Source organism: Desulfobulbaceae bacterium DB1, from assembly GCA_001914235.1.
In the GTDB taxonomy this organism is placed as follows: Bacteria; Desulfobacterota; Desulfobulbia; order Desulfobulbales; family SURF-16; genus DB1.
This window is the reverse complement of sequence record MQUF01000002.1, coordinates 26466-47413: the sequence shown is the minus strand read 5'-3', so window position 1 is coordinate 47413 and position 20948 is coordinate 26466. Positions and strand designations below refer to the sequence as shown.

Sequence of the window (20948 nt, the reverse complement as noted above, 5' to 3'; positions counted from 1 at the left end):
AGTGTCTGCTTCAATATTATGTTAATGAAATGAATTGTTGCCAAATGGGTCTTGTGGGTATATATACGTAGCTGTTCGACCCTTTGTGAAACGATTGTGTCGCGCGTGGTATGTTTCAATCATATGGAAGGAGGGAATGTTATGGAAGGTAAAAAAGAAAAGAAAATACTTCAGGAAAAACATAAGGATATCGCACGAATTGACCAGGAAACGAAAAGAACCCACGGCTGGTATGTACGGGTCCGCTACTTCGGCAAAACCCATTCGAAGTTCTTTTCCGATGGGAAATGCGGCGGACGTTATTCCAGCCTTCTTGCCGCCATTGCCTGGCGTGACGAAGTAGAAACAAGGCTCGGCAAGCTGCGCACCAATAAGCATATAGTGACAGTCAGCAATACAACAACCGGCGTCGTCGGAGTTCGTTTAAATGACAAGCTGAACCGCTATGAGGTGAGCTGGGTCAATGCCGACGGAAAACAGGGGAAAACCTCTGTTTCCATCAGGCGGCACGGCAAGGACAAGGCCTTTAAAAAGGCATGTGATATCAGAAAGCAGAAAGAAGCGGAACGGTTGTCTGTCTAATCCCGGATGTGACGCAGGATTTCACTTGGTTCGGCAAGCAGCTCCCTTGCTCCATTGCCTATCAGCTCTTCCGCGGTTCGGAAACCCCACAGCGCGCCTAAGGCGTGCATGCCGGCGTTGACAGCCGTTTTCATGTCCGTTGCCGTATCGCCGAGATAAAGAATTTCTTGTCCCGATACACCTAACTTGTTCGCTATGGCCAGTGCGGCGGCGGGATCCGGTTTTTTGGGAAAATTCTCTTTGGCCCCGGCAACATGCTCAAAGCGGTGGCCGGGAAAAAATGTTGCGACAACAAGCCTGGTCATGGCATCCGGCTTGTTGGAGAGAATATTGAGGTGGAGACCGCGTTCCGCCACGGATGTCAGCATGTTCTCTATGCCGTCATACGGCTTTGTTTTGTCCTGCCAGTGTCTGCCGTATTCCTCCATCATTTCCGCAACCAGCTTCCTTATCAACTCATTATCCCGCGACTGCCGCGGCAATACCCTGCTGACCAGTATCTCGACCCCGTCTCCGACAAAATAACGGTAATGGTCAACCGGATGGGCAGGGAACCCATTACGGACGAGCACTCGATTCATGGAATCGGCAAGATCGGAAAGCGTGTCAAGCAGTGTGCCGTCAAGGTCGAAAATTATCGCTTTGGTTTTGCTCATTTCGTTGTTTTCAGCCCCAGTCTTCGAAAAAAAGAGCTGCCTTCTCTCATAAGTTCAGAACTCGTGATGTCGTAACGTGATTTCAATAAGTTATGTCACCACTTCGGATTTTGGCCTGTTGCCGATTTTAGTGGCTAAAATACTTCAAGTGCTTAACGTGCCTAAAGTGAAAGGTGCTGTCTGATCAGAAAGTGGCGCCACTTCAATTACTTTAGGCATTTTAGGCACTTTTCTCGAACCCAAATTCCGGTATCAAAGTAAAATCTGCCGGGATCAGGTTGTCTGAAGGTAACGTTGATGGGAGACCGGAAAAGGATGCGGGATTCGCGGCTGTTCCCCATGTGCCGGTTCCGTCGAAGTTGCATTCACAAAAAAACCGACAAACGTTGTTGTGCAAGCAAAATAAAAAACGCGAAATGAGGGGTGATTCAATTTTTTGTTCTTGACTCCGAATCGTATCCGAACTATCTTTCACACGTTTTAAAAGGAAGTCGGCAGATGGTTCTCGTCCCTTTGAAACAAGGCTGATTTCCCCCGCAAGCGACTTCTTAATGAAACTGGATTCAGTTTACCCCAGCACAGGTAAGTTGTATAGGATAAATTAAAATTGTACTTAGGAAAGGAGGAGTTACCATGTCAATTTGTGTTGTTGGCCATTCAAATCCGGATACCGATTCCGTTGCAGCGGCAATTTCATATGCTCATTACCTGAAAGCCACAGGACAGGATGCAGTTGCCTGCATGCAGATCGATGCAGCAAAATTGAACCCTGAAAGCAAAACCGTTCTCGCCAAGTTCGGTCTGAAAGCTCCTGAGACGCTCATGGACGCAAGCGGCAAAAAAATCGCCCTGGTAGACCACAGCGATCTCGCTCAGGCCCCGGCCAATCTGGGAGCCGCCGAGGTGGTAGCTGTTGTTGATCATCACAAAATCGGTGATCTGACCACCAATAACCCCATTTACTTCAATGCCCAGCCCGTCGGCTGCACCTGCACGGTGTTGAATGAAATGTACAAAAACAGCGGGATCGCTATTCCCAAGGACATCGCCGGCGTTATGGTTTCCGCCATCCTGAGCGACACCGTGAATTTCAAGTCACCCACCTGCACCCCTGCCGATAAGGCCGCGGTTGCCGATCTGCTCAAGGTCGCCGGTGTTGCCGACAAGGATGCCCTTTTCATGGACATGCTGAAGGCTAAATCCGCTGTTGACGGTATTCCGGCAAAGGATCTCCTTTTCCGTGACTACAAAGATTTCGACATGAAGGGCAACAAAGTCGGCGTTGGCCAGCTTGAGCTTGCCACCCTGGATCAGGTTGCCGCCATTCGTGGCGATCTGATGAAGGAAATGGAGAAGGTCAAAGGCGAGGGTCGTCACTCCGTACTGCTGATGCTGACCGACGTTGTCAAGGAAGGAACCGATCTGGTGGTTCTCTCCGATGATCCCGCGCTCATTGAAAAGGCCTTCAACGGCAAACTGGCCAACAGCTCCATGTGGATCGACGGCATGATGAGCCGCAAAAAACAGACCATCCCCAATCTGCAGAAAGCTTTCGGCTGCTGATTCCTTTACGCTGTTAAGCTGTATTCATAAAAAAAGTCCCGTTCCTCCCAGGAGAAACGGGACTTTTTTTATGGGTGGTTGGTTGCAACCGTGTGTTGTTAATGGATCAGTTTGCTGTCTTTCTCATAATCAAATGAGTCGTCGTGCTCAGCGATATGGCACTGCAGGCAGATGTTTTCGCGCGGATGACCGGTCAGTTTCCATTTTGCGGGATCTGTGCCGTGCAGCAGTCCCGGTCCATGACAGGACTCGCAGCCCACATTGCGGAGAGTGTCGGGCAGCGCCAGACTCAACGTCTTTTCTTTCATGGAAATTCCCGTAACATGACAGGGGAGGCAGCTCGTGTTGAACTGCTGGTCTTTGTCGGCAAGGGTCTGATAGGCCCGCCCATGCCGGCTTTTTTGCCATGAAGCACCTATGTCACCATGACATTGAAAGCATGCCTGGCTGCCGGTATATCCGGGAAGTCCCTGTTGATCACCGGCAATCCTGCCCAGGGCATTGATCTTCTTTTTGGTTGCCATGGTTATTTCGGCAATTTCAGGATCATCGGCCAGGCTTGTTGCAATTTCAAGGAAACGGTTTTCATACGTTGCCGGATCATTATTTCCCTTTCTTTTTTCCTCAGCCAGGCGGATTTCCTTTTCCAGGTTCATCATCCGTTCGGATAACGTGCGGTAGGCATTCAGGGCTTCCGGTTTGTTTTTGTACAACTGTTCCGGATCGCCTTGTTTTTCGATTCGCGAGAGCTGCCAGGACAAGCGGTCAAGCTCCTGTCTTTTTAAAACGGCTTCATCAAAAGACTTGTCTTCCCATTTTTTTGACGCATTCCAGTTTATTTCCAGCTTGCCGAGATATTTGCCTTGTTTTTCGGTCTGGCAGATCAGGGTATTGCCGTTCAGTACCGGCGGGATATTGCGGGCGTGCTTGTCTGACTGGATGATGAGGTGAATGTCGTTGTATTGACTGCTTATTTTTTTGTTTTCCTGCGGCGTTTCATTGGAAAGAAGAATGACGAGATCGGTTTGGGGACGCAGCTTTTCTAAAATGCCGGGCAGCACATGGCTCCACGGTAAGGTTTTAAATCCGGCCGGACCGGCTGCCGTTGCCGAAGCTGTGGCGGAGCCGGCTGTCAAGCCGATGATGCCGATGCGCAGTCCTGCCTTTTTTAAAACAACAAAAGAGGGAAAGGGGGAATTGTTTTCGGCATCGACAAGGTTTGCGCTCAACCAGGAAAAAGATGAATTTTTTCGGAGTTCCTGCAGAAAATCAAGTCCGGCGGCCAGATCCAGATGGGAGACGCCGACCGCATCATAACTGATACGGTTATACGCTTCCACCATGCCCCGGGCATTGATTTTTGCCTGCTCTCCGGAACGTCCCGGGGGAAGAGTTGCATCGGTGAAGAGCAGGGAGCCGGCATCAACAAGGAGCATGGTGTCTTTGCCGACGTCCTGCTGTTGCAGAAGAGTTTGCCGTTTGGGCAGACCGCCCAGCTGTTTTGATTTTCAGCCGCAGGGTTCGGTTTCGCCATGCACATCGTTGGTGTAGAAAACAGTCAGCTTTTCCGTGTTTGCCGCAGAAAGCACGCCGGGCAGGAACAAGAAGACAAGTGACACGATGAGGATGTGAAGCAGATGCATGATTGCTACCTTTATTTTTGAGGTTTTTTTTGTGAAAGGATGAGCCGCCATTTGGTCAAGCGGTCCTTGATGGTTGCCTCATGGCCTCGGTTGGTCGGTTCATAATAGCGGGCGCCGCAGAGTTCCTCGGGCAGATGATCCTGGTCAACCAGGGCCAGAGGTGAGTCATGGGCGTATTGATATCCCTTGCCGTAGCCAAGCTCTTTCATGAGTCGGGTCGGGGCGTTGCGAATATGCAGCGGCACCGGCAAACTGCCGGTCCGTTCGATATCCTTCATGACCAGATTGTAGGCAAGGTATGTTGCATTGCTTTTTGGCGCGGTGGAAAGATAGATGACCGCCTGGGCCAGGGCAAGTTCGCCCTCCGGGGAGCCAAGCATGTGGTAGGACTCCCTGGCGTTGAGGGTCACGGCCAGGGCCTGGGGGTCGGCATTACCCACATCCTCGGAGGCGAAACGAATGAGTCGCCGGGCGATATAAAGGGGATCCTCGCCTGATTTCAGCATCCGGGCGAGCCAGTAGAGGGAGCCGTCAGGATCGCTGTCCCGCAGGCTTTTATGCAGGGCGGAAATCAGGTTGTAATGTTCTTCTCCGTCCGCATCATAACGCAGGCTGGTGCGTTGCAGGGCATCTTTGACCGCTTCCCGAGTGACATGACGGGTGCCGTTGTCTTGTTCCGTTGCCAGGGAAAGGGCAATTTCCATGCTGTTTAAAAGGCGGCGGGCATCGCCGTCCGCCATGGCGATGAGATAGTCGATTGCCTGTTCGTCGAAGACAAGGTTCCGTCCGCCGAGGCCGTTTTTTTCATCCAGCAGGGCGCGCTGGAATATAATCCGCAGATCCGCGGGGGTCAGCGGCGTGAGGGTGAGAACACGGCAACGGGAGAGAAGGGGGGCGACGATCTGGAAGGAAGGATTTTCCGTGGTCGCGCCGATTAAAATAATCAGCCCGCTTTCCACATGGGGTAAAAAGGCGTCCTGCTGCGCCTTGTTGAAACGGTGGATTTCATCGACAAAAAGGATGGTTGACATGCCGGCAAGCTGGTTTTGCCGGGCCTCTTCGATTATCTGACGGATTTCCTTGACCCCGGCGAGAACCGCGGAAAAAAAGATAAAAGCGGATTCGGTGGAGCGGGCGAGAATCCGCGCCAGGGTCGTTTTGCCGGTTCCCGGCGGCCCCCAGAGAATGAGCGACGGCAGCCTGCTTTCCTCAAGAAGGCGCCACAGCATTTTGCCTTCGCCCAACAGGTGCTCCTGGCCGGCAAATTCGCTGAGCTGTTGGGGACGTATTCGCTCAGCCAGTGGTCGATTGTCTGTTGTCGCCGTTGTCATGGAGCGGCGGAGAAAAGAAGAAGTCTGTCCGCCATCCGTTCGGAGGAAAAAACCAGTGATTCGAGATCAAGGTAATCGAGCACGTTGGCATCATAGAGGATTTTTACCTTGGCGGGAAAACCGTCTTGCGGGTCTTCGTCCCAGAAAAGAAGCTGCTGGGGCAGACGGGGCAGAACCGGGATGGTCAGCGCAACGTCGGCCGAACTCCCGGAAACAGGTTTTCCGCCGATTTGCTGACACAGGGCAATGAGAGCATCTCGCTGCATCCCGGTAAAAATTTGCGCCAGCCGTTCCTCGCAGTAGGTGGCCAGTGTTTTCACCTTGGAAATGGAATTGGGCAGGCTCTCAAGCCCGATCCAGTTGCCGGAGGCAGGTGTTTTGCCGCCGAAATGGATATAATTATAAAGCAGGATCTGGTCTCTGGGGTCTTCCGGTTCCCGGTCGTCGATCAAGAGAGTGTTTTTGCCGAGCAGCACATGACGGCCCAGATAGGTAAAGGAAAGGACGCCACTTGCCGGATCAGGGGGGGCAATGCCGAGAGTCGACGCTCTACGGGCGAAATCGACATCAGCTATTTTTTCCCGCAATCGGCGGATCAGGTCAAGATCATGCTTTTCCCCCAGCTTGTCGAGGGAGGTCCCTTGCCGATTATTCAGGTCAAGGCCATCCAGGTTGATATAAGGGCATTTGCGTGGATCTTCGCCGCTGCGCGCCACATTGGCCGCAAAGGCAAGGCAGGCGGCATAGCCGCATTCCCCGCAGTTTGTTTTCGGGGTCCTTTGGATGATATCGAGCGGATTCATATTGTTACAGTACCATTTTAACGGCGGAATGTTCCCGGAGGGTCGCGAAAAAAGAGTTTCGTGCCTCTTCGGAGGAAACCATCACCTCCAGGTTCAAGGAAAGATATTTTCCGCTACGACTGGTATTTGAGTGGCTGAGGGTGTAAGGTGTTTCCCCCAGGATCTCACTGATTGCGGCGAGCAGCTCTTCTTCACCGCAGCCGATAACCTTGTAGAGCCAGAGGCAGGGGTAGTCAATTGCAGGTCTATGTTCCATGTTTTTTCTGGGAAGGGGTCACGGCAAAAAAATGCTTTTGGAAGTAAAAAAAAAGAACTTACCCTGTGAATGTAAATATAGAAAGGGTAAATTGCAAGGGCAGATCTCCATGCGCATGCGGGATCAAGGCTTCCTTTTCCTTTCAGGTTGACGACGATGGATAAAATAATCACCGCAAAAACAATTCCGGATCCTTTCTTTTGTGTCCGCAAGTCCCGCAAGAAAAAGCTGATATGGCGCGGGTCGGCAAACACATTTCGTGTCGGAAACGGTGAGGGGCTATGAACGGCAAATCCGGAAAAGAGTTTTTGCCGGCATCCGGGCGGGAAATGCGTTTGCGTGGTTGGGACCGGGTGGACGTGGTGCTGGTAACGGGCGATGCCTATGTGGACCATCCTGCTTTTGGCGTTGCCTTGATCGGCAGACTGCTTGAGTCCGAAGGGTACAGGGTTGCCGTGTTGGCCCAACCCCGCCATGACCGGGTTGACGATTTCAAGCAGTTTGGACCACCCCGGCTTTTCTGGGGAATAACCGCGGGCAATCTTGATTCCATTGTCGCCAATTATTCCGGCAACGGCAAGGTGCGCGATGTGGATCAGTATTCGCCGGGCGGAAATCCTTATTTCGGCGCCGCGCGCAGTAAAAACGAAAGGCGCCGGCCCGACCGGGCCACCATCCGTTATGCGAATCTTGCGCGCAGTGCCTTCCCTGAGGTGCCGATTGTTCTGGGGGGGATTGAGGCATCACTGCGCCGTTTTGTCCATTATGATTACCAGCAGGCCAAGCTGCGGGCATCGATTTTGACTGACGCCAAAGCGGATCTGCTGATTTACGGCATGGGGGAACGGGCGGTGCTTGCGGCGGCGGAAAGGCTTGACCATGGAAAGGGCCTTGACGGTATCGCCGGCACATGTCGGCGCTTGACCGAGGCGGAATTTTCCCTGTACCCTCCGGATGCTCGCCTGATATTGCCCTCCTTTGCGGAAATTCTGCAGGATCGCCGGATGTTTCTCACGGCGGAGCTTGAGATCGACAAACGTGCCCGCTCATTGTCCGGCACCGTGCTGGCGCAAAAGCAACAGGCCATGTGGGTGGTGCAATACCCTCCTGCCGCCCCCCTTGCAGTCGAAGAAATGGATGCGTTGTACAATCTTGGATTTGCCCGCAAGCCCCATCCCGCTGCCGGCGACGTTCCCGCCTACCGGATGATTTGCCATTCCATAACCATTGTCAGGGGGTGTTTCGGTAACTGTTCCTTCTGCGCGATTGCCAGGCACCAGGGGCCGGTTGTCACTTCCCGCAGCCGGGAATCCGTCTTGGCAGAGGTCAAACGGGTTGTCCGGATGGATGATTTTCGCGGCACCATAAGCGATCTCGGCGGACCGACCGCCAATCTGTACGGGCTTGGCTGCCGGATCAAGGACTGCAAGCGGCATGATTGTCTTTTCGATGGAGGATGCCGCCATCTGGTCGTGGACGAGACCCCTTTGTTTCACCTGCTGGACAAGGTGAGCGCGATGGAAGGGGTAAAGAATGTTTTTGTTTCCTCCGGCCTGCGCATGGAATTGCTTCTGCAGACTCCCCGTTTGTTGAAAAAATTGTTGATTGATCACACGCCGGGGGCCATGAAAATAGCCCCTGAACATACCGTGCCCCATGTATTGCGGCTGATGCATAAACAGAAAAGCGATGTGCTGCCGGCATTTGTCGCACTGTGCAGTCAGGTGGGGCGGGAATCGGGCAAAAAGGTGATGCTGACTCCCTATTTTATATCCTCCCATCCGGGCTGTACCGTTGCGGACATGACGACGCTGATGAAGGAAATCACAAAACTTGGACTGTCGGTCCGCCAGTTCCAGGATTTTACGCCAACCCCGGGAACCATCTCAACCGCCATGTATGTCAGCGGACTCGACCGTGACACCTTGCAGCCGATACATGTCGCCTCCGGCGCCGGAGAAAGGATGCAGCAACGGAAAGTTCTTGAAAATAATATGAAATCCGCAAAGGATTCCCGGAGAAAATAGTGAAAGCAAGGGCTTGTCCGCATTATGTTTTATGCTCATATATCCTTTATTTGTCTTGACATCATTTTGGCTGCCATTGTATTAAAATTTATTTTCAGCAATTGTTTAAAATCTTTTCACACGGTACATCATACGTACCGGCAAAAGAATTTTATTCCCCTTTTTACTTGAGGACAATGTTTGGAACCTTCAAGCCGCAATTCAAATAGTCTTCTGGTTGGTATCGACCTGGGTACGTCGCGAACCGCTGTCATGACGAACAATGGTTTCAAGCAGATCATCCGCTCCGTTGTCGGCTATCCCAAGGATGTCATCAGCCTCAAGCTGGTCGGGAAAAATCAGGTTTTCGGCGATGAGGCGTTAAAGTTTCATTCCGCTCTTACCCTGTATCAGCCGCTCGAAGACGGTGTTATCCGCGAGGCAAGTAAAAACGATTATAATGCTGCCTATGAATTGTTGAAACATGTGGTTGAACAGGCGAAACAGGGAAGCGGAGAAGATGTCTGCGGGGTAATCGGCGTGCCTGCCCGTGCCTCGGTCATCAACAAGGAACTGCTGCTGCGTCTTGCCCGTGATCTCCTGAGCCGGGCTGTTGTTGTGTCCGAACCGTTTATGGTTGCCTATTATCTCGATAAATTGAGCAATTCCATTATCATTGATATTGGGGCGGGCACTGTTGATATCTGCGGCATGAAGGGAACAATCCCCTCGCCGGATGATCAGGTGACGTTGCTGAAAGCAGGCGATTACATTGATGAAAGATTCGAATCGGCCATCCAGCAGCATTATCCGGAGGTGCAGGTTACCCGGAATTTTCTTCGTCGCATCAAGGAAGAATACGGCTTTGTCGGTGAGGCGGAAAAACCCGTTGTGGTGACCATGCGGGTCGGCGGCAAACCGGTGGAGATCGATATCACCGATGAGGTGCGGATGGTCTGCGAGAGTATTGTGCCGGATATCATCGAACATCTCGAGGGCATTGTCAGAGGTTTTGATCCTGAGGATCAGCAGGAAACCCTGCTGAATATCTATCTTGCCGGCGGGGGATCGAAAATCAAAGGCCTTGACGAATTTATAGCACGGCAGCTCAAGGCATACGGCGAAGTTCGGGTTACCTGCGTTCATGACTCTGATTATATCGGTAGTGCGGGTGCTTTAAAAATGGCAACGGAAGTGCCTCCTGAGTTGTGGGAACAGGTCGGTTTCCTCAACTGAATATAGAGTGAATTATGGATTTTTTTATTTGGTTTTTATTTCTTGTATTAGGCGTTGCTGTCGGCAGTGGAGGTGCGGCTTATTTTCTGCGGAACAAGGAAAAGCAGGAAAGTGAGCAGACCAAAAACGGTTTTGAAGAGCAGGTGACTTCACTCAATAATCAGATCCGCGATCTGAAAGCTAAAATGGAAAGCGTGCGGGATGAGGGAAAACGTTATTGGGATGAATTGCAGCTTGAAAAGAAACTGCGACAGGAATCCGATGAAAAGGTGAAAATTATTCCAGGCCTTGAGGCAAAACTTGAGGACAAGGAAATTCAGGTCAAAGAACTGACCCGGGAAAACGGCGAGCTGAAAACCTCCCTTGATGCAGTTGTAGACGAGCTGGCCTTGGAGCGGAAGTCTTTTCAGGAAAGCCTTATTTTTGTCCAGGGAAGCCACTATCTGCCCGCGGGAGTTGTGCGCAACATGATGCGGCAGCGGAATGAAGAAAGGTGATTGGTTGATTTGGTCACTCTTCAACGGCGCAACTCTGCAACTATTTAACTAATCGTCAAGGACTTCATGATGGAAATCCAGCAAAAAATACAGGAAACAAATCGACTTGTGCAGAATCCGCTTCTGGTGGGTATCGACCTCGGCACCTGTCGGACAGCGATCATGTCGAATCGTGGTGCCCGGATCATGGTCCGGTCCGTGGTTGGCTATCCCAAGGACGTGATCAGTGAACGCATGGTGGGGAACGGCCCTATTATCGGGCAGGAGGCCGTGCAGAAACGCAGTTTTCTCGATCTCTGCTATCCCCTGGCTGACGGAGTCATTCGCGAGGCCAGCGAGCGTGATTACGATGCCGCCTATGAGTTGATCCGCCATGCGGTCAATCTGGCCAAGCATGGAGCGGAATCGACTGTGTGCGGGATCATCGGTGTGCCGGCCCGCGCCTCCATCATGAACAAGGAGCTGCTGCTTGAAATCGCCAAGGAGGTGATGTCGGTGGCGCTTGTCGTTTCCGAACCGTTTATGGTCGCCTATCAGCTCAACAAGTTGAGCAATTGCATCGTTATCGATATCGGCGCCGGAACCGTTGATATCTGCGGCATGAAGGGCACGGTCCCTTCGGCCGATGATCAGGTGACCTTTCTCAAGGGTGGTGATTTTATTGATGAGCGTCTGGAGGCGGCCATTGCCAGGCGCTACCCCGGGGTGCAGATCACGGAATCGGTCGCCTGCGCCATCAAGGAAGCCCATGCCTTTGTCGGTGAAGCCCCTCAGCCGGTGATCGCCAAGCTGCGCATGGAAGGCAAGCCGGTGGAGTTTGATGTAACCGAAGAACTTCGCGCAGTTTGTGAAAGCATCGTGCCCGATATCGTCGAACAACTTGAAACCCTGGTAATGAAGTTTGACCCGGAAGATCAGGAAGAAGCCCTGCGCAACATCATTCTGGCCGGAGGCGGATCGCGCATTCGCGGGCTTGACCGGATGATTGCCCGGCAGATGCGGGATTACGGCGAGGTGATTGTTACCTGCGTGGATGACCCGGAATTTGTCGGCAGCGCCGGCGCACTGAAACTGGCCATGGAAATACCTTCGGAGAAATGGCCGGAAATCGGTGTCATGTTTGGGGCTGACTAGATTTTTTCTATTGCTTCCTGCTTTGCGGGATGCGGTGTGAGAAAGCCATGAAGTTTCCCAGGATTTCCGCGGGAAACTTTTTTTTTGCCGCGACAAGCTACAAGGAGGATTGCCAACCATGCAGAAGAAGATACTGGTGGCCGTTGACGGTTCGTATTGTTCATTGAACGAGATCAACTATCTGAGCAGGTTGTTCGGCGTCGATGGGGATGTCGCCCTGCATATGCTTTGTATTGTTTCCTGTTCCCTGCCGCCCAGCACGCAATGGCTTGACGACGGGGACAGGATGAACATGCTCTCCGACGATGCGCGACGAAAATTCCGCCTTGCTGAAAAACATTTACGCGAAGAGATCAATTTTCTCACCAGAAACGGATTCAAGGAAGAGATGATCACCTCGGCGGTGCAGTTGGCCCGCACCGGTGTCGGTGTCGCGAATGATCTTGTCGCGGAAATGCATAAGGGGCAATATGATGCCCTTCTCATGGGCAGAAGAGGTCTTGGTCGGTTGCAGGGGCTGGTGATGGGCAGCGTGACGACGGAAGTCCTTGAAAAATGTTTTAGTCTGCCGATTTGGATTGTTGACGGCGAGGTGACGTCCCGCAATTTTCTCGTGCCGGTTGACGGCAGCAGACGCAGTTTGCGCGCAGTGGACCATCTGGCCTTTGTTCTCGAGGGAATGCATGATGTCGAGATCACCCTGTTTCATTCCGCTGCCTGGCTGAAAGAGAAAAAAAAAGAGGATGTGGAAAAGCTCCATGAAATATGGGGCAAGCAATGGTGCGAGGAACATCTTTCTCGACCGGATGCCATTTTCCATGGGCCTGAGCAGATTTTACGGGAAAGCGGATTTAATATGGACAATGTTTCCCGGGCGGATGTCGGCAGGGGAGTTGAAGCCGCCCTTGACATCATGTTTCAACTGCGAAATGAAAAATACGGTACCATCGTCATGGGCAGACGCGGTCCGGATGAGCCGACGGGCTTTTTCGGCGGTGTGTCGGCCCGGGTGCTCTGGACGGTGAATGATCTGGCGGTCTGGCTGGTCAATTAAGGAGTTCAGTGATTCCGCCGATAAAAGGGGTTGAATGGAAAATAAACTGCAGAGCCTGATCGAAAAGATTAAAGAACTTGAAAATGAGCTTTCCCGTGACATTCAGAAGAAGGAGGAGGAATTTTTTTATACAATCCGGGGGAAAAAGGTTCGTTTCGACCGGGAGATAAAAAGCCGGCATCAACGTCTGGCCAAGCGGTTGCGTCACTTCTTGAAAGATGCCCCTTTCCTCCATTTTCTCACGGTTCCGGTGATCTGGTTCTGCCTTTTCCCGGCGCTGTTCCTGGATGCGGTTGTCTCCATCTATCAATTCGCCTGTTTTCCCGTCTACGGCATCCCGAAGGTAAAGCGGGGCCGATACATCGTTATTGATCGTCATTCATTGAGTTATCTGAATATTGTCGAAAAAGTGAACTGTGTCTACTGCGGCTATTTTAACGGACTTATCGGCTACGTCCGGGAGGTTGCCGGCAGAACCGAGCAATACTGGTGCCCCATCAAGCATGCCAGAAGAACCTCCTCTTTTCATAGTCGCTCCAGTAAATTTCTGGAATATGGCGATGCCGACGGCTACCGGAAAAACATTGAAAAAATCCGCAGGGATTTTCAGGACCTCACATGACGGTGCGGCGCACGAAGAGAGGTCGATCGTGCGGGCCGGAAGCGGCCCGCGTCGTCATCTCCTTGAATCAGCGAGGAGGAGCGGCCATCTGCCGGAACAACTGATTCATGTCGGAACTGTTTGGATTACGACGCAGCGCCTCGGCCGCCGTCTCCTTGGCCTTGAGCCAATTGCCGTTCATCAGGAAAGCCCGGGCCAGACCGATATAGGCATCCACGCCACCCTGGTTGTAACCTAATGCTTCCTGGTAAACGCCGATTGCTTGGGCGGCGTTGCCGCTTTGCAGGAGCTGTCCGCCGTAACCAAGCAGGGCGGTGAACATCATCTCCTGCGCCTTGCCTGACGAAGCGTGGAGAGTCATTCCCTCCTTGAGATAGGAAATGCTTTCCTTGAAATTTCCCTGCTTGATTTGCCCGACAGCGGCGGAAAGGAGGGCGTCGAAAAGGATGGAGCCTATTTCCTTCCTCGTTTCCGTCGGCGCCAGCCGATACGCGGTCCGCAAAGGGGAAAGCGCCGCTTTCCATCGTCCGAGATTAATGTACGATCTGCCCAGATACAGATATGCCTCTCCATACTCAGGGTCGAGTTCGACCGCCTTGGAAAAGTGATTTGCCGCCTCCTGAAATTTTCCCTGGTTGAAATATCCCATACCGGTCTCGTATTCGCCTGCCGCACCGGAAAAAACGGAGGACATGGTTGCGCAACCGCAGAGAGCCAGCATAACCGCTGCCATCAGGATGATTGTTCGTTTTTTCATCAATTCTTCTCTCGTGCAATACGAAGCGTATTCGCCTCAGTCATAACAATAACAAGGAGATCAGTATTTTTGCATTATAGCATGGTCATGAAGCAAATTGGAGCAATTCATACAAATGATCAATGATAATTTCCTGAAACGCCCCGTTACTTTCGATTGGGACATGTTTACGGCGCAAGAAAGACAACCCGTATCAGCCCGTCCACGGTTTCTTCTTTTTCCGGCAGAAAACAGAGGATACCCCTGCCCGTGTCGTTGAGGTTCAGTTCCCGCAGGCACTGCCCTGAAAATTTGACGAACAGTGCCTTTTTGAAAAAATTGTTTCGTGTCACCCCGGTATAGAAGGGCGGTAATTCCTGGGGCAATTGCTGCCAGAGTTCGTTCTTTTCCGCATTCAGGGCATTTGGGTTGAGATGGGAAGGAAGAAAGCGGTGACCGCTGCGCAGCCAGTCAAAAAGGAGAAGTTCACTTAAGATGTGTTGCTCACGATCCTTCTGGATGAACTCGAGGAGGATGCGGCTCATCAGTTCCTGGGTTCTGGCCAGGTGAAAGAAGTTTTCTTTCCGGCAAAAAATGAGAAGACGACGGAAAAAATCGAACCCGTGTGGTTCTTTCTTTCGGATGCAGCGGAAAAACGAACGGAAATAACGATTGTTGTGAAAGGCTTCGACGCATTCCCCGAACCAGTACAGTTCGGCCAGTTCATCGTGGGTGAGCCATTTCGTGGCGAGCGTTTCGTGCGGCGGTCGCCGGCAATGCAGAATGGAAAAATTTCCCACCTGAAGTGCAAGAGGGGTATTGGGCAGCACTTTTAACAGTCCCATCTGGATGTAATGGGGGGCAGCGGCAAAAACAGCATTAAAGGATCGGGCGAACGATTCCATGTCCTCATGGGGCAGGCCGAGGATAAGATCGACATGGAGATGAATGGAGTCAAGGGCCGCCAGTCTGATAATATTGTTCAGGGAAACGGGTATGTTGGTTTTCCGGTTGATGGCGGCCAGCGTCTCCGGGTTGGTTGACTGGATGCCGATTTCAAATTGAAAGCAACCGGGGGGGACCTCGCGCAGCAAGGCGAACATGTCTTCCGTGAAAAGATCCGGGGAGATTTCAAAATGAAAGGTGGTGCCGCGATGGGGCTCTGCCAGCAAAAAATTCCAGATTTCCATGGTCCGTGCGGCTGATGCGTTGAATGTCCTGTCCACGAAACGCACGCTTTTGGGCTGGTGCGCCAGAATTTCCGCAAGCTCTCGTTTCACCAGTTCCAATTCTTTCAGGCGGATGCCTGGCTCGGTGGAAGAGATGCAATAACTGCAGGAGTAAGGGCAGCCGCGGGATGACTCATAGTAGATGGAGCGATTGGCGAGATGTTCATCATAATCCGCCGGCCTGAAAGGAGAGGGGAAAAAATGACTCCGGCTGCATTCATAGCGGTCGGCGAGGCTGTCCGACATCAGATCAGCGTAAAATTTGGGGTCTATGCCCTCGATTTCGCCGGTGACCAGCGAAATTTTTGCCCCTGCCTGACTCCAATCCATGGCTGACGCCTGGGGGCCGCCCAGCACAATCGGGGCATCCGGCTTGAGAACGGCGAGATCATGGATAATTCGAGACACAAGATCGGCATTCCATATGTAAACGGAGAAAAAGTAGGCATCGGCGTTCATGCTCGTGATCCGCATCAAAGCGGCGTAGTAAGGGTCATTTATGGTGAATTGATGCAGGGAGACATGCGCATGGCGGACATGCGCTTCGAGTTGATTTCGCAAATAAAAGAGGCTGAGGCAGGAATGGGTATAGCGGCAGTTGAAGCTGATCAGGGAAAGTTTCATGGGACTGATTTATCCATTGGCTCGTCTGTTGAAAAAAAATTATGGCCGGCATTTCATGACAGGCTGAAAGAAGAAAAACTTGACAGTTATTACTAAAACATTTTATGACAAGCTAGCTCTTTTCCATGAATCGGAATCCACGGGCTTGTGTTCATCGTTGTCCGGCTCACGGCACGGATTAAATTCAGACAGGTTCTTTTCCCCGGCCAGCATAGTATGATTTCCCTTATAACCAGGCTTGGTGACTCTTTTCTTTACGCGGTGCGTGATCAGGGGCGAATGGGTCTTTTCCTCCTCGCCACCCTGAAAGGGATATTTGCGCGCCCCTTTCGCTTCCGGGAAGTTGTCCGGCAAATCAGGATAATCGGCGCCAATTCCTTTGCGGTCATTTTTTTCACCGCCATTTTCACCGGCATGGTTCTTGGTCTGCAGGGCTACTATACCCTGCGAAAATTCGGCTCGGAAGGCCTGCTCGGTTCAGCCGTCGCCTTAAGCCTGATCCGTGAGCTCGGCCCGGTTTTGACCGCCCTGATGGTCACCGGTCGTGCCGGATCGGCCATGTGCGCCGAGATCGGCATCATGCGCAACTCGGAGCAGCTTGATGCATTGGAGTGCATGGCTGTCGATCCGTTTCGTTATCTTATCACCCCGAAATTTCTGGCAACCATGATTTCCATCCCGGCCCTTACCCAGATTTTTAATGTCGTGGGCATCGGCGGAGGATATCTCGCCGGGGTCATTCTCCTCGGGGTCAATCCGGGCGCCTTTTATAACGGGATTGAACAAAGTGTCGTCAACCAGGATATCAATCTCGGTATCGTCAAATCGTTTGTTTTTGCCCTTCTTGTCGTCTGGATCTGTACCGGCCGCGGTTATTTTGTCCATGTCTTGCGCAGTGCCGGTTTCGGCGCCGAAGGGGTCAGCCGCGCCACCACCCAGGCGGTGGTGCTTTCGTCAATTTCCGTTTTGATCTGGGATTATCTGATAACGGCTGTCATGCTATGAGTAATTCGGTTATAGAATTTAAAAACGTTGTCAAGTCATTCGGTGCGCAACGTGTTCTTGACGGGGTCAATATCCTTTTCCCCAAGGGCAAAACCACGGTGATAGCCGGAGGCAGCGGACAGGGCAAAAGCGTCAGCCTCAAGCTTATTCTCGGCTTGCTGCAGCCGGATTCCGGTGAAATCCTGGTAAACGGCCGCGACATCACCGGCATGAGGTTGAAAGAGCTCAATACGGTGCGCGAGAAGTTCGGCGTTCTTTTTCAGGGCGGCGCGCTGCTTGATTCCATGACCGTTTACGAAAATGTTGCCTTGCCGTTGCGGGAAAGGACACGGTGCAAGGCCGCCGAGATAGATCAGCGCGTCCGGGAAATGCTTGCCCAGTTTGAACTCGACGGGCATGAAGAAAAATTCCCGGCACAACTCAGCGGCGGCATGCGAAAAAGGGCGGGGCTGGCCAGGGCCTTGATGCTCCAGCCGGAAATCATGCTGTTCGACGAGCCGACCACCGGACTTGATCCTTTGATTACCATGGATATCTACCGGCTTTTCTTTAAGATTCAAAAGCAGTTCGGGTATACCGCGATCATCGTCAGTCATGATATCCCCAAGGTGTTCAATCTGGCCGATCAGGTCGTTTTTCTGAACAAGGGGAAAACGGTTTCCTTTGCCAGCCCCGAAGATATTTTCCTGAGCGGCGACCCGCATATTATTTCCTTTGCCACTGAAACCATGGGGCATATTTATTCAAGCACAGTGATGGAACAGTAAGGTATGAAAAAAACCAGTGTTGAATTTTTTGTCGGGGTCTTTCTGATCCTTTCTTTTTTTGCATTTGCCTATATTTCCTTGCAGTTCGGGGAATTTTCAGTTTTTTCCAAGGGAAACAATTATACCCTTGTCGCCGAGTTCGACAGTGTCTCCGGCCTGAAAAAAGGGGCTTCCGTGTCAATTGCCGGGGTTGATGTCGGCAAGGTGTCGGGTATTCAATTAAACGATTCCCAGCAGGCGCGGGTGGAACTCTATCTGTCACGGGATGTGGAAATAACGGAAGATGCCATCGCCTCGATAAAAACACAGGGCATTATCGGCGACAAGTATATCCGTATCAGTCAGGGCGGTTCCGATGTCTATCTGCAAGAAGGCGGATTGATCACCGAAACGGAATCAGCGGTTGACTTGGAAGAGCTGATCAGTAAATATATTTTCGGCGATGTTTGACAGGTTTGAGCAAAGTTGAATAGGATGGTTGATGGTATTTCAGGATGACAACCTCGTGTAGCGCGATAAAAAAAGATATGGAATATACCCGCCGAAAAAACGGATCATGGCTGCGACTGCTGTTGACGGCAGTCCTTTTTTTCATGTTTTTTTCCCCTCTGCCGTGCCGGGCCCAGGATGAAGCCATTGATCAGATGCGTGGCTCCATCGACCGGATTCTGGAAATCTTGCGGAGAGATGTGCCGGGTGAAGCATGGGAGCAAAAAAAGAAAGAGATTGTGATCATCGTCAGGCAGCGCTTTGATTCTCGGGAACTGGCGCAGCGGGTTCTGGCCCAGCACTGGAAGGAAAGGACGGAAGAGCAGCGGGAGCAGTTTATCCTGCTTTTTGCCGATGTGCTGGAAACCACGTATATCAATAAGCTGAAATCCTATTCCAATGAAGAAATTGTCTTTAAAAAACAGATCGTCAATGGAGACAAGGCCGCTGTCTACAGTGAGATTCTCCGTAAAGATCAGGAGATTCCCATTGATTACCGGCTGCTGAAAAACAGCAATGAATGGCGCATATACGATATAATCATCGAGGGCGTCAGTCTTGTGCAGAATTATCGGAAACAGTTTGATCAGATAATTAAAAAAGAAAAATATGAGGGACTTATTCTGCGCATGGAAGAAAAAATAAAAGAAAACCAGGAAAAAGACCGGGAAGCTCAGGCGTGATGTGCCAAAGGAGGATTTGTGAGAAATAATTTTCGGATCAGACCGTTGATCGGTCTTGTTGCCTTTCTTTTTGTTTTTCTTTGCGCGACTTTTCCGTCCTTGAAGGTGCATGTCGACGGGACTCTTTCACTTGTCCTTGAGGCAGCGGCCTGGGCTCAGGAAGCAGAGCCGGTTGGAGAAGATTTTGATGACCAGTTTGATAATGAACCGGATATTGTCATCAGTGATCCGCTTGAACCGGTCAATCGTTTCTTTTTTCATTTCAACGATAAGTTGTATTTCTGGGCCTTGAAACCCGTTGCTCGGGCATATGGGGCGGTCATACCACAGGATTTCCGCATCTGCATCCGTAATGCCTTTCATAATATTCTGTTCCCTGTCCGTTTTGTGAACAACATGTTGCAGGGGAAATTCAAAAACGCCGGGATTGAACTCAGCCGTTTCTGCATTAACACAACTGCCGGTGTTGCCGGACTCGGTGATCCGGCCAAGGATGTTTTTCATCTGACAATAAAAGATGAAGATCTGGGTCAGACTTTCGGCTATTGGGGAATCGGCAACGGCATATATTTCTGCTGGCCGGTGTTGGGCCCTTCCACCGCCCGTGACACCTTGGGCCTGTTCGGTGATTCCTATCTGAGCCCTCTTGCCGTTGTCATGGAAAATGATCAGGAGGCGGGGCTTGCCCTGTACGGTGTTCAGCAGGTCAATAATACCTCGTTGGTTCTGGGCGATTACGAGTCCTTCAAGGAATCTTCCTTTGATCCGTATATCTCGCTGCGTGATGCCTATATTCAGCATCGCCGCAGTAAAATAAAGGACAGTAGTCAAAGCGATAAGATTTATTAATTTTTTTGCGGGAATTTATGGTTACAATGTCGGCGACAACGGTACCTGATGCCGAAGCTCTTTCTTCTCGGTTTCAATCGTGTTTCAGCGGTTGCACCACAGGGGAGATCAACAAAATTCTGCCTTTTCTGGAGTACCAGGTTTCTTCCCGGGGAGCGGATCTTTGGAAAGAGGGGGATTCCGCCGATTTCATGGGGTTTCTCCTGGAGGGGAAATTGGTTGTTAAGCGTGAGGCACGTTTTCCCGGCAAGTTTATTCTTCTGGCTGTCCTGGGTCCCGGTTCCATTTTCGGTGAAACGGCTATCCTTGCCGGGCAGAAAAGAAGCGTTACCCTGGCTGTGGGGGAAGACAGCCGTTTCTTGCGGTTTAGCGGGAACAATGCCCAGCGTTTTTTTGATGCCGAACCGCGGTTGGCAATCAGGCTCTTAAAAAATATTCTTGTGGTAACGTCAGGACGTTTGAACCAGGCAGGTATCCGTCTTGGCGAACTTCTCTAGCCTCATGTTCGACAAGCTGCTTGCCTTGAAGGCACATCCTTCCTTTCCCGTCTAATTATCCACCCCTTCACGAAAGAACTTGACAAGAAATTAATTTTATTTATAGTTTCTTGTTCCTTTGCCTTGCAAAGATTACTGTTGGAGTGCGGGCATGAAAAAAATAAATTTTTACGAAATTCCCGATGTGGGGCTGTCCTTTTACCTTGATGATCCATCATGGGTGCCCCATGATATGGAATTTCAAGGCCCGGTGTCCGCCGAGATCCATCTGAACAGGCTGGGTGAACGTGTTGTGGTGAGGGGGCGGATCACCGCATCGCTGTTTTTTGAATGTGACCGCTGTCTGGAAAAATATGATCAGCCGGTTGACAGTCAGTTCAGTGTTGATCTCGAACTCCTTGATGAAGGAACAACTGTTGCTGAAGAAACCGACCATTTTTTTCATGACGAAGAAATGGATATGGATTTTCTCCATGACAGTGAAATAGATATTGTTGATATTTTGCAGCAGCAGATATTGCTTGCCGTGCCGATGAAAAAATTGTGTTCTGAAAAATGCAGGGGAATATGCGCCGGGTGCGGAGCAAATCTCAATGTGAATGCATGTGAATGCAAAATCGGTAAAGATTCTCCGTTTAGTGTTTTGGCAAAGCTCAAAATAAGATAAATGATTTCAAACCGGATAA

Annotated in this window: 22 protein-coding genes; 15 read left to right on the top strand and 7 right to left on the bottom strand. The window is 51.3% G+C overall.

Annotated features, from left to right (window positions below; all coding sequences use genetic code 11):
* Window positions 1-141 precede the first annotated feature (141 nt).
* Window positions 142-582: a hypothetical protein gene (locus BM485_00950; protein OKY76678.1), complete on the top strand. Its 441-nt coding sequence runs from the start codon at window positions 142-144 to the stop codon at window positions 580-582.
* Here BM485_00950 and BM485_00945 read toward each other — a convergent pair.
* Entirely contained in the window at window positions 579-1238 is a 660-nt protein-coding gene (locus BM485_00945) for an HAD family hydrolase (protein OKY76677.1), read from the bottom strand. The genes BM485_00950 and BM485_00945 overlap by 4 nt on opposite strands.
* 633 nt (window positions 1239-1871) lie before the next feature.
* On the opposite strand from BM485_00945, the gene BM485_00940 reads away from it, so the two are divergent.
* Window positions 1872-2801, top strand: coding sequence for a manganese-dependent inorganic pyrophosphatase (locus BM485_00940; GenBank protein OKY76676.1), 930 nt, complete (start codon window positions 1872-1874; stop codon window positions 2799-2801).
* Between the two features lie 98 nt (window positions 2802-2899).
* On the opposite strand, the gene BM485_00935 is transcribed toward BM485_00940, so the two are convergent.
* The 4 genes from BM485_00935 to BM485_00920 form a co-directional block, all read right to left on the bottom strand.
* A complete protein-coding gene (locus BM485_00935) occupies window positions 2900-4237 on the bottom strand; it encodes a hypothetical protein (protein ID OKY76675.1) in 1338 nt (445 codons plus the stop codon).
* Between the two features lie 218 nt (window positions 4238-4455).
* The gene (locus BM485_00930; GenBank protein ID OKY76674.1) at window positions 4456-5775 is read right to left on the bottom strand and encodes an AAA family ATPase; all 1320 of its coding nucleotides are present in this window, start codon (window positions 5773-5775) and stop codon (window positions 4456-4458) included.
* Entirely contained in the window at window positions 5772-6578 is an 807-nt protein-coding gene (locus BM485_00925; protein OKY76673.1) for a hypothetical protein, read from the bottom strand. The genes BM485_00930 and BM485_00925 overlap by 4 nt, the downstream gene beginning before the upstream one ends.
* A 4-nt stretch (window positions 6579-6582) precedes the next feature.
* The gene (locus tag BM485_00920; protein ID OKY76672.1) at window positions 6583-6834 is read right to left on the bottom strand and encodes a hypothetical protein; all 252 of its coding nucleotides are present in this window, start codon (window positions 6832-6834) and stop codon (window positions 6583-6585) included.
* A gap of 281 nt (window positions 6835-7115) precedes the next feature.
* On the opposite strand from BM485_00920, the gene BM485_00915 reads away from it, so the two are divergent.
* The 6 genes from BM485_00915 (at window position 7116) to BM485_00890 (ending at window position 13383) form a co-directional block, all read left to right on the top strand.
* A complete protein-coding gene (locus tag BM485_00915) occupies window positions 7116-8861 on the top strand; it encodes a YgiQ family radical SAM protein (protein ID OKY76671.1) in 1746 nt (581 codons plus the stop codon).
* Window positions 8862-9041: 180 nt separating this feature from the next.
* Window positions 9042-10076, top strand: a complete 1035-nt coding sequence (locus BM485_00910) for a hypothetical protein (GenBank protein OKY76670.1) — start codon at window positions 9042-9044, stop codon at window positions 10074-10076.
* Window positions 10077-10090: 14 nt separating this feature from the next.
* Entirely contained in the window at window positions 10091-10573 is a 483-nt protein-coding gene (locus BM485_00905) for a hypothetical protein (GenBank protein OKY76669.1), read from the top strand.
* A gap of 108 nt (window positions 10574-10681) precedes the next feature.
* Window positions 10682-11707 carry a hypothetical protein gene (locus BM485_00900; GenBank protein OKY76911.1) on the top strand — a complete coding sequence of 342 codons (1026 nt, stop codon included), beginning with the start codon at window positions 10682-10684 and terminating at the stop codon, window positions 11705-11707.
* Window positions 11708-11825: 118 nt separating this feature from the next.
* Window positions 11826-12761 (top strand): hypothetical protein, encoded by a 936-nt coding sequence (locus tag BM485_00895; GenBank protein OKY76668.1) that lies wholly within the window; start codon window positions 11826-11828, stop codon window positions 12759-12761.
* A 34-nt stretch (window positions 12762-12795) separates the two neighbouring features.
* Window positions 12796-13383: a hypothetical protein gene (locus BM485_00890; protein ID OKY76667.1), complete on the top strand. Its 588-nt coding sequence runs from the start codon at window positions 12796-12798 to the stop codon at window positions 13381-13383.
* Window positions 13384-13450: 67 nt separating this feature from the next.
* Here the strand turns inward: BM485_00890 and BM485_00885 are convergent, their stop codons facing one another.
* Together BM485_00885 and BM485_00880 are read right to left on the bottom strand one after the other, a co-directional pair.
* Window positions 13451-14140, bottom strand: coding sequence for a hypothetical protein (locus BM485_00885; protein ID OKY76666.1), 690 nt, complete (start codon window positions 14138-14140; stop codon window positions 13451-13453).
* Window positions 14141-14307: 167 nt separating this feature from the next.
* On the bottom strand, window positions 14308-15972 hold the full coding sequence (locus tag BM485_00880) for a hypothetical protein (GenBank protein OKY76665.1): 1665 nt from the start codon (window positions 15970-15972) through the stop codon (window positions 14308-14310).
* Window positions 15973-16188: 216 nt separating this feature from the next.
* Between BM485_00880 and BM485_00875 the strand changes: the two genes are divergently transcribed.
* The 7 genes from BM485_00875 to BM485_00845 all read left to right on the top strand — a co-directional run bounded on the left by BM485_00875 (window position 16189) and on the right by BM485_00845 (window position 20929).
* Window positions 16189-16977: an ABC transporter permease gene (locus BM485_00875; GenBank protein OKY76910.1), complete on the top strand. Its 789-nt coding sequence runs from the start codon at window positions 16189-16191 to the stop codon at window positions 16975-16977.
* Window positions 16974-17744, top strand: coding sequence for an ABC transporter ATP-binding protein (locus tag BM485_00870; GenBank protein ID OKY76664.1), 771 nt, complete (start codon window positions 16974-16976; stop codon window positions 17742-17744). Before BM485_00875 ends, BM485_00870 begins: the two co-directional genes overlap by 4 nt.
* Before the next feature lie 3 nt (window positions 17745-17747).
* Window positions 17748-18194, top strand: coding sequence for an outer membrane lipid asymmetry maintenance protein MlaD (locus BM485_00865; GenBank protein OKY76663.1), 447 nt, complete (start codon window positions 17748-17750; stop codon window positions 18192-18194).
* A gap of 77 nt (window positions 18195-18271) precedes the next feature.
* On the top strand, window positions 18272-18916 hold the full coding sequence (locus BM485_00860; protein ID OKY76662.1) for a hypothetical protein: 645 nt from the start codon (window positions 18272-18274) through the stop codon (window positions 18914-18916).
* Window positions 18917-18964: 48 nt separating this feature from the next.
* On the top strand, window positions 18965-19765 hold the full coding sequence (locus tag BM485_00855; GenBank protein ID OKY76909.1) for a hypothetical protein: 801 nt from the start codon (window positions 18965-18967) through the stop codon (window positions 19763-19765).
* Between the two features lie 26 nt (window positions 19766-19791).
* Window positions 19792-20262, top strand: coding sequence for a hypothetical protein (locus BM485_00850; protein OKY76661.1), 471 nt, complete (start codon window positions 19792-19794; stop codon window positions 20260-20262).
* Between the two features lie 151 nt (window positions 20263-20413).
* On the top strand, window positions 20414-20929 hold the full coding sequence (locus BM485_00845; protein ID OKY76660.1) for a hypothetical protein: 516 nt from the start codon (window positions 20414-20416) through the stop codon (window positions 20927-20929).
* Window positions 20930-20948: the final 19 nt, after the last annotated feature.